Consider the following 13,993-nt stretch of genomic DNA (forward strand, 5'->3'; position numbering starts at 1 on the left):
CACACCGGCGTACACACAACGGCCCGTAAGTCCCTCGTACGAAGGGGACTTACGGGCCGTCGTGCGTGCCGACACATGCCCGACACGGGTCGGGGGCACCATGACGCACGGACGGACGGCCGTCGTCCGTTTACCGCTTACCGCCGTAGTGGGTGCCGATGCCTGAGAACACTCCCGACGCTCCCGACACTTCCGACGCTCCCGATGTCAGCGTGATCATCGGGGCCTACGAGGCCATGCCGTACCTGGTCACGTGCCTGGACTCGGCCGAGGCGCAGACCATCGGCCCGCGGCGCATGGAGATCATCGCCGTCGACGACGGCTCGACGGACGGCACCGGCGAGTACCTGGAGGAGTTCGCCGCCCGGTCGGCCGTGCCGACGCGCGTCGTCCGGCAGGCCAACTCCGGAGGCCCCAGCGGCCCGCGCAACACCGGGCTGCAACTGGCCCGCGGCCGGTACGTCTTCTTCCTCGACGCCGACGACTACCTCGGCGAGGAAGCCCTGGAGCGGCTCGTCGCGATGGCCGACAAGGCGGGCACGGACGTGGTGCTCGGCAAGACCGTCGGCGTCAACCGCAACGCGGCCAAGTCGATGTGGGGCCGGACCGTCGAGCGCGCCGACATCTTCACCTCCAACGTCAAGTACACGCTCAGCGCCCAGAAGCTCTTCCGGCGCGAGCTGCTGGTACGCCACGGCATGCGCTTCGACGAGTCGCTGCGCACGGGCGAGGACGCGCTGTTCACGCTGGAGGCGTATCTGCGCGGCAACGGGGTCTCGGTGGTCGCCGACTACGTCTGCTACTACCTGGTGGGCCGCGAGGACGGCAAGCACGTCACCAAGACCGGGAGTTACACCCTCCGCTTCGACTCGGCGAAAGCGCTGATGGAGCTGATCGCCCGGCACGTGCCGAAGGGCGAGAAGCGCGACCTGCTGATGTTGCGGCCGTTCATCGTCACGCTGCTGCCGCAGTTCGGGCCGGTGCTCCTCAAGCAGCCGCCCGAGGTGCTGCGCCACAAGATGGAGCTGGCGGCGCCGCTGATGGCCGCGTACTGGACGCCGGGCGTCGCGCGCCGGCTCAAGCCCGAGGACCGGCTGCGGCTGACCTGCGTGGCGCTGAACAAGCCGGAGGCGCTGCGGGAGGTGGTCGCGTACCTGAAGGCGGGCACGCCCCCGGAGCGCGTACGCCGCTGGGGCCGGGAGTACCTGGCGTACCCGCGCTTCCGCGACCCGGCGGCGGGGATCCCCGACGCCGCGTACGAGCTCCGCGGCGCGGCGGGCCCGCGCGCCGCCGCCCGCGCCGCCGCCGGCCGCACCCTGCGCCGCGCCCGCCGCCGGGCCCGGCGCCTCGCGGGCGCGGTGCTGCGCCGCCTGCACCTGCGCGGCACGCGCGGCGACGCGTCCACTCCTCGCACGGCGGCTCCGGCGGAGGCGGCCCGCGAGGCGGCGTGAGGGCCCGCCCGGCCGGCATCGGCGGGGGCGGCGGGGGAGCCGGCGCGGCGGCGATCGGATTCGGCCGCTTTCGCGGCGGCTCCGGCGCACGCCCGGGGCGGCGCCCGCGCGCCCCCCGGGACGGCCCGGGAGGCCCGCCCCGGCCAGGGCTCCGGCGCCCGCCGACGTGTCCAGCGCGCTGTCCACGCGCTGAAACACGCGCGCGCCGACCCCCGCCCCTGGCATAGATTTCCCCATGTGACAGCAGTGGCAAGGCAGTACGTGACAGAAGCCCGCAGGATCGTCGTCAAGGTCGGCTCCTCGTCCCTGACCACCGCCTCCGGCGGCCTCGACGCCGACCGCGTCGACGCGCTCGTCGACGTACTCGCCAAGGTCCGCAGCGGCGGAGAGAAGGAGATCGTCCTGGTCTCCTCCGGCGCCATCGCCGCCGGACTCGCGCCCCTCGGCCTCGCCCGCCGCCCCAAGGACCTGGCCCGCCAGCAGGCCGCCGCCAGCGTCGGACAGGGCCTGCTCGTAGCCCGCTACACCGCCTCCTTCGCCCGCTACGGCGTACGCGTCGGCCAGGTGCTCCTCACCACCGACGACACCAGCCGCCGCGCCCACTACCGCAACGCCTACCGGACCCTGGACCAGCTCCTGGCCATGGGCGCCGTACCGGTCGTCAACGAGAACGACACCGTCGCCACGGACGAGATCCGCTTCGGCGACAACGACCGCCTCGCCGCGCTCGTCGCCCACCTCGTCCGCGCCGACCTGCTGGTCCTGCTCTCCGACGTGGACGGGCTCTACGACGGCGATCCGTCGAAGCCCGGCACCTCCCGGATCGAGGAGGTCCGCGGGCCGGAGGACCTGGAGGGCGTGGAGATCGGTTCCGCGGGCAAGGCCGGCGTCGGCACCGGCGGCATGGTGACCAAGGTGGAGGCCGCCCGGATCGCCGCCGCCGCGGGCGTCCCCGTCGTCCTGACCTCCGCCAGCCGGGCCGCCGACGCCCTCGCGGGCCGCGACACCGGCACGTACTTCCGGCGCACCGGCCGGCGCTCGGCCGACCGGCTGCTCTGGCTCGCCCACGCCTCGACCCCGCAGGGCGCGCTCATCCTCGACGAGGGCGCCGTACGAGCCGTGGTGCAGGGCAAGAAGTCGCTGCTCCCGGCCGGTATCGCGGCCGTCGAGGGCGACTTCGCGGCCGGCGACCCGGTCGAGCTCCGCGACGCGGCGGGCCGCGCCGTCGCCCGCGGGCTGGTGAACTTCGACGCCAAGGAGATGCCGCAGCTCCTGGGACGTTCCACCCGAGAGCTCGCGAAGGAGCTGGGTCCGGCATACGAGAGAGAAGTCGTACACAGGGACGATCTGGTCGTGCTCCAGCCCCAGAACGGCTGAAAGTCCCGCCCTCCGCCGGAGACCTTCACCAAAACAGCCCCAAGTTCCGCTCAGGACTGGTCAACTTTGTGTCGGGGGGTAAGCGGGGTGACAGCACGAGCACGCATCAACAGGAGGCCGCCGGTGAGACGAGCGCGCCCGGGGGCACTGCCCCGAGGGACGACCGAACGCGCCCTGACGAGTGTCGAGGCCGGGGCCGACTTCGAGGACGCCGGTCTGGGTGACGCCGCCGTCCGCGACGCGGAAACCGTCCGCGAGCCCGACCGGCACCACCGGGACCGCCAGGTGTCCAAGCTCTGGCACATCACCCTCAGCGTCTCGGGCCAGGAGGCCCCGCTGACGGAGGTCCGGCGCGCCCTGGAGCAGCTCGCGCACGACCACCCGTTCCTGCTCACCAGCAGATACGCCACCGATCACGCCGAGATCCGGTACTGGGAAGAGGCCCGCGACCTGCACGACGCCGCCGCGGTGGCCCTGCGGCTGTGGGGCGAGCACCGGCAGAGCGCCAAACTGCCGCCCTGGGAGATCGTCGGTCTCGAGGTGATCGACCGGGAGACCTACCACCAGCGGATCGCGGAGGGCTACGGCCCGCCGCCGGCGGCCCCCGTCGGCGTCCACCCGTACTGACCCCGTACCGGCCGGTGGCCGACCGGGGCTGGTTCTGAGAAGAGCGTCTCGCACTGCGGGATATGTGAGGGATGCCCGCCCTCCGCGCATTACCCTGCGGGCATGACCTCGCACTCCGCCCCCACCCCTTCCATCACGCCGTTCGACGACATGTCGCCGGTCGCCCGCGCTGCCTACCGCGCCCGCGCGGCCGCCGCCGACATCGCGCCGCTCCCGCGCGCGGCGAAGGACGACGCGCTGCTCGCCATGGCGGACGCGCTGGAGGTCCGCACCAGCGAGATCGTCGAGGCGAACGCCGAGGACGTGGCGCGCGCCCGCGAGGCCGGCACCAGCGAGTCGATCATCGACCGGCTGACGCTGACCCCGGAGCGGGTCCGGGCCATCGCCGCGGACGTCCGCGACGTCGCCGCGCTGCCCGACCCGGTCGGCGAGGTGGTGCGCGGCTCGACCCTCCCCAACGGCATCGACCTGCGCCAGGTCCGCGTCCCGCTCGGCGTCGTCGGCATCATCTACGAGGCCCGGCCCAACGTGACCGTCGACGCCGCCGCCCTCTGCCTGAAGTCCGGCAACGCCGTGCTGCTGCGCGGCTCGTCCTCCGCGTACTCCTCGAACACCGCCCTCGTCCGCGTCCTGCGCGACGCCGTCGGCGGCGCCGGGCTCCCCGCCGACGCCGTGCAGCTCGTGCCCGGCGAGTCCCGCGACTCGGTACGGGAGCTGATGCGCGCCCGCGGCCTGGTCGACGTCCTGATCCCGCGCGGCGGCGCCTCGCTCATCCGTACCGTCGTGGAGGAGTCCACCGTCCCGGTCATCGAGACCGGCACCGGCAACTGCCACGTGTACGTCGACGCCCAGGCCGACCTCGACATGGCCGTCGACATCCTGATCAACTCCAAGGCGCAGCGGCCCAGCGTCTGCAACGCCGCCGAGACGCTCCTCGTCCACCGCGACATCGCCGACGCCTTCCTGCCGCGCGCCCTCGACGCCCTCGCCGAGGCGGGCGTCACCGTCCACGGCGACGAGCGCGTCGTCTCGTACGGAGACGGCTCCAAGGCCACCGTCGTGGCGGCCACGCTGGAGGACTGGGAGACCGAGTACCTCTCGTACGACATCGCCGCCGCCGTCGTCGACTCGCTGGACGCCGCCGTCGCGCACATCCGGCTGTGGTCCTCCGGCCACACCGAGGCGATCGTCACCACCTCGCAGGCCGCGGCCCGCCGCTTCACCCAGCTGGTCGACTCCACGACGGTCGCCGTGAACGCCTCCACGCGCTTCACGGACGGCGGCCAGTTCGGCTTCGGCGCCGAGATCGGCATCTCGACGCAGAAGCTGCACGCCCGCGGCCCCATGGGTCTGCCGGAGCTGACGTCGACCAAGTACATCGTCACCGGCGACGGTCACGTCCGGTAGCGGCACGACGGCAGGGAGATTTCGCACTCTCCCTGCCCAAACCCCCCTCCCACGACTACCCTGAAGGGGTGCCGGACGACGTGGGGGGCAAGCCGTTCCCGGACGGCTGGGAGCCCGACGACGACCGCGGGGGCGCGGACCAGGACTTCGCCTCCGTGGTGTTCGACGAGGACTTCGTACGGGCCGCCGCGTTCCACGAACCGACCGCCGTCGAGCGGCTCTTGGCCGCCGCCCAAGCGCGTGCCGCCTCCCTGGACGCCGACGCCGACGCAGCCCCCGCATGCGACTGCGAAGGCGAGTACGGCGACGGCGCCGACCGCTGCCAGGGCCACTGCCGGGAGCCGTACGGCCCGCACGGCGGCGCCCTGCGCCCGTACCGGCCCAGCGCCCGCTGGCACCGCCCGGTCGCCTGGGTCCTGGCCGTGCTCATGGGCGTCGGCATGGTCGCCCTCGCCTTCGCGGCCGTGTACCGCGGCGCCTCCGGCAGCCGCGACAACCAGGTCCCGGCCCCGGCGACGACGGGGGCGACCGGGACGACTGGGACGACCGGCTTCGACGAGCCGAACGCGACCGCGTCCGCCCCTCCGGCCTCTGCCGCCCACACCGCCCCGGCGCCGCTCCCGGCGGCGCCGCACACGCCCTGAAACCGCCGCCGAACGCCCTCGCCGGGCGCGTTTACCGGGGGTCCCGCCGACCTACCCTGAAGGTATGGCACGCAGTGGCGACCCGCCCGAGGGGACGCCCGAAGGGCTTCCCGGCGGTGGCGAGGACGAGTACCGATCCGTCGTCTTCGACGAGTCGTTCGTCCGCGCTGCCCGGCTCCAGGAGTACTCCGCGCGGGAGCGCCTGGCCGAGCACACCGACGCCGTACGCCGCCGCCCCGCCTGGCGGCCGCGCGGCGGCTCCCGCCCCGGCGCGCTCGCCCTGGTACTGGTCGTAGCCCTGGCCTTCGCCGCCGCCATCTACGCGGGCGCCCGCCCCTTCCAGCCGCTGCCCGACCGACCCGCCGAGCCGCTGCGCAGCACGATCGTCCCGCTGGCCCCGCAGGGCCCGGTCCCGGGCGGAGACCCCGACGAGCTGTACGCGCGCAGCCCCGCCGCCGCGTTCCACTCCGGAGCCGCCGGCGTCGCGCTGCCCCCGGCGCGGCGTACCGCCCACTTCACGGAGAGCCAGGTGACGGCCGCGCTCAGCACCGTGAAGGACTACCTCGTGCGGTCGGCGCTCGACCCGGACGTCCTGACGGGCGGCTCCGTCCGGCCGGTGCGGCTGCTGCTCGACCCCGATCAGCTGGCGCAGTTCGACCGGAGCGTCGAGTCGCCGGCCGACGACGGGCGGCACGCGGCCACCGGCTGGCTGGTGCGGTTCGACCCGGACGACGTGGCGCTGGCGGCCACCGCCGTGCGCGCACGCGGCACCATACGCGTGACCGAGGCGGTGTCCGACGCCCTGGAGGTGACGACGGACCACACCCTCGTCTACGCGCTCCGCCCGGCCGGGGCGGACGGCGACACGGCCGCCGCGTCGCTGTTCACCGTCCGGCGCGAGCTGCGCTTCCGCCTCGACCGGGAGGACCTCCGGATGCACCGCACCGAGCTGGTCAGCAGCCGCGTGCTGGCGGGCCCGCAGTCCTGCTCGGCCGATCCGGCGGGCGTGATGCGACCGCTGCTGGCCGGCGACCGCGCCACCGCGGAGGGCCCCGCGGTCACCGATCCGTACGCCAGGGGCCGCGCCGCCACCCCGCTCTGCGGCACCTTGGCCCCTCACGCCCAGCCGACCCGCTGAGCCCGGCAGGAGCGCCGGCTCAGCCCGCAGCCGGCTCAGGCGTCGCCCGGCTCGCCGCCGCCCGCCTTGCCGCCACCGCCGGTGCCATTGGTGCCGCCGTTGCCGCCGTTGCCGCCGTTTCCGCCCGTGCCCCCGGTGAACCGGTCGCGGAGCTTCCCGCCCAGGTCGCCCGCGCCGCCGGCTATGTCCCCGACCAGCTTCATCAGCGGGTCCTTGCTGGTGCGCACCGACTCGGCGTAGTGGGACGCCGACTCCCGGAAGGAGTCCGTGACGGAGGTGTCCTTGTCGTCCGCGCGCCGCGGGTAGTGCCCGTCCAGGATCCGCTGGTAGTCGCGGCTCTCGGCCCACTTCTTCAGCTCGGCCGCCCGCACCGTGGTGAACGGGTGGGAGCGCGGCAGCACGTTCAGTATCTTCAGCACGGAGTCGCGCAGGTCGCCCCCGGCCTCGTACTCCTCGGCCTGCTCCAGGAACGCGTCCACGTTCATCTCGTGCAGGTGGTTACCGCCCGCGATCTTCATCAGGCCGCGCATCGACGCCCGCAGGTCCTGCCCGACCAGCAGCCCGGCCCGGTCCGCCGACAGCTCCGACTTGCGGAACCACTCCCGCAGCGCCGTCACGATCGCCATGATCGCGACGTTGCCCAGGGGTATCCAGGCGACCTTGACCGCGAGGCCGGTGAGGAACAGCAGCACCGTGCGGTACACGGAGTGTCCCGACAGGGCGTGACCCACCTCGTGGCCGATGACCGCCCGCATCTCCTCCTCGTCCAGCAGCTCCACCAGCCCGGTGGTGACCACGATGATCGGCTCGTCCAGGCCGATGCACATGGCGTTGGGCTTCGGGTCCTGCGTGACGTACATCGACGGGACCTTCTCCAGGTCCAGGATGTAGCAGGCGTCGCGCAGCATCGCGTGGAGGTGCGCGAACTGCGCGTCGCTCACCCGCACGGAGTCGGAGAGGAAGAGCAGCCGCAGGCTGCGCTCCGGCAGCAGCCCGCTCAGTGCCTTGAAGACCGTGTCGAAGCCGCTGAGCTTGCGCAGCGCGACGAGCGCCGAGCGGTCCGCCGGATGTTCGTATGCGCGCGAGGAGATGCCCGGAAAACGCGTGCGCTGCCTGCTCGGCACGTTCTCGTTCCCGGCACTGCTGTCGCCCATGGATGATGCCCCCTCTTTCGTACGAGCCCCGCCTCGTCCCCCTGACGCCCCCCAGAGTAGGTGCTGGCGCCTTCGGGCAGGCGGCCTGTGGATAACTGTCGACTCGGACCTGCCGACTCGACGCGGGGGACGGCCCGGAAGATGACAACGCCTGAGTCGGCGTGAGCGTGCCCGGAGCGCCCGCATACGATGTGCGCGAAGTCTCCGCTCCGATTCCCGATGGATAGGCCTTCCGAAGATGAGCATCCCCAGCACCGCCGCCTCCCTCGTCACGCTCGCCGAGGGCTCCGAGCACGGCGGCAACCACGAAAGCCTCAGCCCGTACCTCACCGGTATCGGTGCCCTCGTCGCGCTCCTCCTGCTGCTGTGGATCACCACGCGTTTCAACCGCGACCGCTGAGCCCCGGACCGCCGGGACCGGGTGCGCCGCCGTGCCAGTAGGCTCTGCACGCATGGGAGACCAGGAAGTGCCTACCAGTCCCGGCAAACGCCGACTCGGCGTGATGGGTGGGACGTTCGACCCGATCCATCACGGACACCTGGTGGCCGCCAGCGAGGTGGCCGCGCGGTTCCACCTGGACGAGGTGGTGTTCGTACCGACCGGACAGCCGTGGCAGAAGACCCACAAGACGGTGTCCCCGGCGGAGGACCGCTATCTGATGACGGTCATCGCCACGGCGTCCAACCCTCAGTTCTCGGTCAGCCGCCTCGACATCGACCGGTCGGGACCGACGTACACCATCGACACCCTGCGGGAACTGCGTGCCCTCAATGAGGACACCGACCTCTTCTTCATCACCGGGGCGGACGCGCTCTCCCAGATCATGCCGGGATGGCGCAACGCCGAGGAGCTCTTCTCCCTCGCCCACTTCATCGGGGTGACGCGCCCGGGCCACGACCTGTCGGACGACGGGCTGCCCAAGGGCGGGGTGACCCTGGTCGAGGTGCCGGCGCTGGCCATCTCGTCGTCGGACTGCCGGGCGAGGGTCGCGGCGGGCGATCCGGTCTGGTACCTGGTGCCGGACGGCGTGGTGCGCTACATCGACAAGCGCCAGTTGTACCGCGGCAAGTGAGCCACGGAGAGGGGCACCGGTGAACGACCAGCAGCACCCGTACGACCCGTACTACCCGCCGCAGCCGCAGATCGTCGGCTACGACGAGTACGGGCAGCCGGTGTACCAGCAGGCCCAGCAGCAGTACGACCCCTACGCCCAGCAGCAGCCGCAGCAGTACCAGCAGCAGGGGCAGGGGCAGGGGCAGGGCTACGGCTACGAGTCCTACGACGCCGCCTACCCTCCTCAGCAGGGCCAGGCGGCCCAGGGGTACGGGTACGACGGCTACGCGGGCACCGGTTACGACGCCGGTCAGCAGTGGATCCCCCAGCAGCCCCAGCCGGTGTCCCAGCCGCAGCACCAGCCGGTTTCCCCGCCCGAGCCGGAGCCCGAGCCGGAGCGCGCGGCGCCCGCGGGCTCCTCCGTACCCGGCCCGCGCCGGCCGGCGGCGCCCGGGCCCGCGCCCGACCGGCAGGGCAAGGGGGATGACGACCGCGAGTACCGCACCGAGCAGTTCTCCTTCGTCGAGGACCCGGACGAGGACTCCGAAGACGTCATCGACTGGCTCAAGTTCACCGAGAGCCGCTCCGAGCGGCGCGAGGAGGCCCGCCGCCGGGGCCGCAACCGGATCATCGCGCTCGTCGTCGTCCTGGCCGTCGCCCTCATCGGCGGCGTCGGCTACCTCTGGGCCTCGGGCAACCTCCCCGGCCTCGCCGACGAGGAGGCCAAACAGGGCGGCACCGCCGCCGGCGGCCCGCAGAAGCGGGACGTGATCGTCGTCCACCTGCACAACACGAAGAGCGACGACACCTCCACCGCGCTGCTGGTCGACAACGCCACCACCAAGCAGGGGACCACGGTCCTGCTGCCGAACGCCCTCTCCGTCGCCCACGACGACGGCACCACCACCACGCTCGCGAAGTCCGTCGACGAAGACGGCTCGGCCGGCACCCGCGAGGCCATCGGCGCCCTGCTCGGCACGGAGATCACCGGGACGTGGCGGCTCGACACGCCCTACCTGGAGAACCTCGTCGAACTCGTCGGCGGCGTCGACCTCACCACCGACACCGAGGTGCCCGCCGCCAAGAAGGGCGAAGACCCTCTGGTGCCGAAGGGCGAGAACCAGACGCTCAACGGGCGCATGGCCGTCGCGTACGCCACCCACCGCGGCCCGGGCGAGGCCGAGGCGGCGCAGCTCCAGCGGTTCGGCCAGGTCATGTACGGCGTCCTGCGCAAGATGTCGGACGATCCGAAGGCCGCCACGGTCACCGTGGAGACGCTCGCGCAGATCCTCGACCCGTCCCTCCCCGAGAAGGACCTGGGCGCCTCGCTCGCCAAGCTCGCCGAGCACGCCAAGGGCGGCGACTACAAGACGGCGCTCCTCCCCGTCCAGCAGGACGGCACCCTCAGCGAGGAGGCCGCGCGGAGCGTGGTCAAGGACATCCTCGGCGGCTCGGTCACCGCACCCGCGCAGGGGTCCGCCGTACGCGTGGGCGTCAAGAACGCCTCGGGCGACCAGGACGCCGCCGAGAGCGCCCGGATCGCCCTGGTCAACGGCGGCTACGCCGTCATCGACGGCGGCAAGGCCGACTCCGTGTCGTCCTCGCAGGTCATCTATGGTGACGAGGCCCAGAAGGCGAGGGCCGTGGAGGTCGCCAAGACCCTGGGCCTGCCCGCCGACGCGGTCGAGAAGGGCACGACCGCCGCGAACGCGGACGTCACGGTCGTCCTGGGCCGGGACTACGAGTAAGCGAGTGAGCTAATCGTTTGCCGGGCTGTCGGCGGTACGTGAGACCCTGGGGGTGTTCCCGACCGCCGACGAAAGCCTGCTTGTGACCGCCACTGACCGTTCCATCGAGCTTGTGACGACCGCCGCCCAGGCGGCGGCCGACCGGCTCGCGCACGACATCATCGCCTACGACGTCAGCGACGTCCTGTCGATCACCGACGCCTTCCTGCTCGCCTCCGCGCCCAACGACCGCCAGGTCAAGTCGATCGTGGACGAGATCGAGGAGCGGCTCAACAAGGAGCTCGGCGCCAAGCCGGTCCGCCGTGAGGGCGACCGCGAGGCCCGCTGGGTCCTGCTCGACTACGTCGACATCGTCGTCCACGTGCAGCACAGCGAGGAGCGGGTCTTCTACGCCCTGGAGCGGCTGTGGAAGGACTGCCCCGAGCTGCCGCTGCCCGAGGACGCCATGAAGACCCGCGGCAAGGCCGAGGAGCACGCCCGGCTCATGGGCGCCGAAGGTGCGGACGGTGAGCTGAGCTGAGCGGCACCAAGGGCGGCAGGGGCCGCCGCGTAGTCCTCTGGCGCCACGGCCAGACGTCGTGGAACCTGGAGCGCCGCTTCCAGGGCTCCACGGACATCGAGCTCACCGAGACCGGCGTCGCCCAGGCGCGCCGGGCCGCCAGACTGCTCGCCGCGCTGAAGCCGGACGCGATCATCGCCTCCGACCTGAAGCGCGCGTCGGCCACGGCCGGCGAGCTGTCCGCGATCACGGGCCACCAGGTCAACCACTACTCGGAGCTCCGCGAGACCTACGCGGGCGAGTGGCAGGGCCTGACCCACGACGAGATCATCGAGCGGTACGGCGAGCAGTACGCCGCGTGGAAGCGCGGCGAGCCGGTGCGGCGCGGCGGCGGCGAGCTCGAGACAGAGGTCGCCGACCGGGCCGCTCCGGTGGTGCTGCAGCACGTCGACAAGCTGCCCGTGGACGGCACCCTCGTCGTGGTCAGCCACGGCGGCACGATCCGCACGACCATCGGCCGGCTCCTCGGCCTGGAGGCGCGCCACTGGGAGAGCTTCGGCGGCCTCTCCAACTGCTGCTGGTCGGTTCTGGGCGAGGGGGCCCGCGGCTGGCGGCTCCTGGAGCACAACGCCGGAACCCTCCCCGAACCGGTCCTCGGCGACGACGACTGACGACGGCCGACGCGGACCCGACGGCGATCACGGACCCGGATTTCACTTTCCGGCAGGTGGCAGGCTAAAGTTCTTCTTGTTCGCAGCGCGGAGCGCGAAGAACACGAGGGGCTATAGCTCAGTTGGTAGAGCGCCTGCATGGCATGCAGGAGGTCAGGAGTTCAATTCTCCTTAGCTCCACAATCACCGGATCCCGTCCCCGCAAGGGGGCGGGATCCTGCGTTTCCGGGTTTCCCGCCCGTGTGAGCCCGTGTGCCCGTGCCCCCCGGCGCAGCCCGCCGCGTCGATCAGTGCAGCGGCGGTCGGCCCGGTCCGCCGACTCCGCTGACCCTCTTGCGGGGCCATGGCAGAATCGGACGGCCGGAGGGGGACGACGTCCGGATGGGAGGGAGTGCGCGATGGCCGCTAGCAGTTTCGAGGAACCGGCTGCCCGGCTCGCCGCGGCGTCGCAGACGAACGCCGGTCTCAGTTGCCCCTCGTGCGGCTCCTCGCACGTCGCCCAAATGCTCGGCGACAACGGCGGGGTGTCCTATGTGTGCACGTCCTGCGGCCACAGCTGGAGCTGAGTGATGGGTGCGCACAGGCGGAAATGCGACTGGTGCGGCAGTGGTACGCCGATCGTCCGCGACATGGACCCGGTCAACCCCGAGTACCAGTACTGGTGCGAGGAGTGCGCGCGGGCGCTGATCATAAAAGGCGACCCCATCGAGACCTACCGGGAACTCGAAGGGGAGCCCATCTACGGGCGCCTGCTCGACGAGCACTGCACCCTCAAGCGGTTCTACTCGTTCGCCACGGCCTGACGGCGACGGCCGATACCGAGGCGTACCGCGAAGGCCGTCAACAGCCCCAGCCCCACCAGGGTGTAGAGCCCGGACAGCAGCATCTGCCCGGCGTTCTGGTGCAGTTCCAGCCGTACGGGGGCGGGCTGGTGAGGCACCCACCACAGGGCGAAGGACGCGAAGACCAGCGCTACGGCCGCCGTCCACGCCGTACTCACGCGGGTTGCCAGCAGGATCAGCATCGGCACGCACCACACCCAGTGGTGCGACCAGGAGATCGGGCTCACCAGCAGCGCCGTCGTCGCACACGCCACCACCGCCACCGGCCGGTCCCCGCGCAGCGCGGCCAGCACCGCCACGGCCAGGCCGGCGACCCCCACCAGGACCGCGGCGGCCAGCCACCAGTGCCCGGGGTCCGTGGTGTGCAGCAGCCGGGCCAGCACCCCGCTCAGCGACTGGTTGGCCGTCTCCTCCTTGCGCCCCACCCGGCTGGTCTCGAAGATCATCTCCGTCCAGAAGCGGCGCGAGTCGTACGGGAGGATCACGGCGGACGCCACGGTCACCACGGCGAACACCCCCGTCGCCGTCGCCGCCTGCCGCAGCCACGTGTTCCACGCCCAGCCGTGCGTCCGCGCGCGTGCCACCCCCACCAGCAGCAGGAAGACCACGAAGAGCCCGGGCGTCAGCTTGACGGCCGTGGCCAGGCCTATGCCCACACCGGCCCACCGGTTGTTCTCCCGCCGGGTCAGGTCCCACAGCACCGCCACCGCGATGAGCAGGTTGATCTGCCCGTACCGCAGCGTCGTCCACACCGGCTCGCACCACACCAGCACCGCGGCCGCCCACAGCGCCGTCTCCGGCCGTTCCCGGCCCACCAGGCGCAGCGACAGCCGCACCAGGGCCAGCAGCAGGAGCAGGTTCCCCGCGGTGGCCAGGGTGCGCATCTCCGGCACGCCGAGCAGCGTCAGCGGCGTGAACAGCAGCGCCGCGAAGGGCGGGTACGTCGTCGGCAGGTTCGCCGACGTGGCGCGCATCGCATAGAGGTCGCCGCCCGCCAGTACGGTCTCCCCCTCCGCCCGGTAGACCGACAGGTCCAGCATCGTGACGTTGGCGGCGCGCTGCGCCATCCAGAAGGCCACGAAGGACAGCAGGCAGGCCGCCACCGCGGCGGGGAGAGGCAGGCTCCGCAGGCGGGCGCGCATGTTCAGGGTCACGGTCACGAGGGGGGACGCTACCGGCCGGAGCCCTCCCGGCCGTAAACGGATTTGGTGAACCACCGGGGGGACCGTGTAATGTTCTCTGTGTCGCCGCGAGGGAAGCCCGCAAGGGAAACCGAGCGAATGACACACCGCAAGGGGCTATAGCTCAGTTGGTAGAGCGCCTGCATGGCATGCAGGAGGTCAGGAGTTCAATTCTCCTTAGCTCCACAAGACAAGAAGCG

General features: G+C 72.3%; 15 protein-coding genes and 2 tRNA genes. 15 read left to right on the forward strand and 2 right to left on the reverse strand.

Annotated elements, in window-relative coordinates:
• Positions 1-158 precede the first annotated feature (158 nt).
• From ACIRNI_RS14130 to ACIRNI_RS14155, 6 genes are all read left to right on the forward strand, one after another.
• Positions 159-1,451 carry a glycosyltransferase family 2 protein gene (locus ACIRNI_RS14130; protein WP_403551349.1) on the forward strand — a complete coding sequence of 431 codons (1,293 nt, stop codon included), beginning with the start codon at positions 159-161 and terminating at the stop codon, positions 1,449-1,451.
• 261 nt (positions 1,452-1,712) lie between these two features.
• Positions 1,713-2,828 (forward strand): glutamate 5-kinase, encoded by a 1,116-nt coding sequence (proB, locus tag ACIRNI_RS14135; RefSeq protein WP_355356018.1) that lies wholly within the window; start codon positions 1,713-1,715, stop codon positions 2,826-2,828.
• Positions 2,829-2,951: 123 nt separating this feature from the next.
• A complete protein-coding gene (locus ACIRNI_RS14140) occupies positions 2,952-3,455 on the forward strand; it encodes a hypothetical protein (RefSeq protein WP_403551351.1) in 504 nt (167 codons plus the stop codon).
• Between the two features lie 102 nt (positions 3,456-3,557).
• Positions 3,558-4,862, forward strand: a complete 1,305-nt coding sequence (locus tag ACIRNI_RS14145; protein WP_403551353.1) for a glutamate-5-semialdehyde dehydrogenase — start codon at positions 3,558-3,560, stop codon at positions 4,860-4,862.
• Positions 4,863-4,930: 68 nt separating this feature from the next.
• Positions 4,931-5,506 carry a hypothetical protein gene (locus tag ACIRNI_RS14150; protein WP_403551355.1) on the forward strand — a complete coding sequence of 192 codons (576 nt, stop codon included), beginning with the start codon at positions 4,931-4,933 and terminating at the stop codon, positions 5,504-5,506.
• A 64-nt stretch (positions 5,507-5,570) separates the two neighbouring features.
• Positions 5,571-6,644: a hypothetical protein gene (locus ACIRNI_RS14155; RefSeq protein WP_403551357.1), complete on the forward strand. Its 1,074-nt coding sequence runs from the start codon at positions 5,571-5,573 to the stop codon at positions 6,642-6,644.
• 35 nt (positions 6,645-6,679) lie between these two features.
• Here the strand turns inward: ACIRNI_RS14155 and ACIRNI_RS14160 are convergent, their stop codons facing one another.
• Positions 6,680-7,798: a M48 family metallopeptidase gene (locus ACIRNI_RS14160; protein WP_403551358.1), complete on the reverse strand. Its 1,119-nt coding sequence runs from the start codon at positions 7,796-7,798 to the stop codon at positions 6,680-6,682.
• A 238-nt stretch (positions 7,799-8,036) separates the two neighbouring features.
• Here ACIRNI_RS14160 and ACIRNI_RS14165 point away from each other — a divergent pair, with 238 nt between their 5' ends.
• The 8 genes from ACIRNI_RS14165 to ACIRNI_RS14200 all read left to right on the forward strand — a co-directional run bounded on the left by ACIRNI_RS14165 (position 8,037) and on the right by ACIRNI_RS14200 (position 12,573).
• Positions 8,037-8,198 carry a hypothetical protein gene (locus tag ACIRNI_RS14165; RefSeq protein ID WP_355355970.1) on the forward strand — a complete coding sequence of 54 codons (162 nt, stop codon included), beginning with the start codon at positions 8,037-8,039 and terminating at the stop codon, positions 8,196-8,198.
• Positions 8,199-8,250: 52 nt separating this feature from the next.
• The gene (gene nadD / locus ACIRNI_RS14170; protein ID WP_403551360.1) at positions 8,251-8,871 is read left to right on the forward strand and encodes a nicotinate-nucleotide adenylyltransferase; all 621 of its coding nucleotides are present in this window, start codon (positions 8,251-8,253) and stop codon (positions 8,869-8,871) included.
• Between the two features lie 19 nt (positions 8,872-8,890).
• A complete protein-coding gene (locus ACIRNI_RS14175; RefSeq protein ID WP_403551362.1) occupies positions 8,891-10,600 on the forward strand; it encodes an LCP family protein in 1,710 nt (569 codons plus the stop codon).
• An 82-nt stretch (positions 10,601-10,682) separates the two neighbouring features.
• The gene (rsfS, locus tag ACIRNI_RS14180; protein WP_403551364.1) at positions 10,683-11,120 is read left to right on the forward strand and encodes a ribosome silencing factor; all 438 of its coding nucleotides are present in this window, start codon (positions 10,683-10,685) and stop codon (positions 11,118-11,120) included.
• Positions 11,117-11,770 carry a histidine phosphatase family protein gene (locus tag ACIRNI_RS14185; protein ID WP_403551624.1) on the forward strand — a complete coding sequence of 218 codons (654 nt, stop codon included), beginning with the start codon at positions 11,117-11,119 and terminating at the stop codon, positions 11,768-11,770. The genes rsfS and ACIRNI_RS14185 overlap by 4 nt, the downstream gene beginning before the upstream one ends.
• A 107-nt stretch (positions 11,771-11,877) precedes the next feature.
• Positions 11,878-11,950, forward strand: a tRNA-Ala gene (locus tag ACIRNI_RS14190).
• Positions 11,951-12,168: 218 nt separating this feature from the next.
• The gene (locus tag ACIRNI_RS14195) at positions 12,169-12,336 is read left to right on the forward strand and encodes a hypothetical protein (protein WP_355355963.1); all 168 of its coding nucleotides are present in this window, start codon (positions 12,169-12,171) and stop codon (positions 12,334-12,336) included.
• Positions 12,337-12,339: 3 nt separating this feature from the next.
• On the forward strand, positions 12,340-12,573 hold the full coding sequence (locus ACIRNI_RS14200; protein ID WP_026277450.1) for a hypothetical protein: 234 nt from the start codon (positions 12,340-12,342) through the stop codon (positions 12,571-12,573).
• Here ACIRNI_RS14200 and ACIRNI_RS14205 read toward each other — a convergent pair.
• The gene (locus ACIRNI_RS14205; RefSeq protein WP_403551366.1) at positions 12,552-13,772 is read right to left on the reverse strand and encodes a glycosyltransferase 87 family protein; all 1,221 of its coding nucleotides are present in this window, start codon (positions 13,770-13,772) and stop codon (positions 12,552-12,554) included. The genes ACIRNI_RS14200 and ACIRNI_RS14205 overlap by 22 nt on opposite strands.
• Positions 13,773-13,906: 134 nt before the next feature.
• Between ACIRNI_RS14205 and ACIRNI_RS14210 the strand changes: the two genes are divergently transcribed.
• Positions 13,907-13,979, forward strand: a tRNA-Ala gene (locus ACIRNI_RS14210).
• Positions 13,980-13,993 lie beyond the last annotated feature (14 nt).

It is taken from the genome of Streptomyces sp. NPDC093546 (assembly GCF_044765045.1).
Taxonomy (GTDB): domain Bacteria; phylum Actinomycetota; class Actinomycetes; order Streptomycetales; family Streptomycetaceae; genus Streptomyces.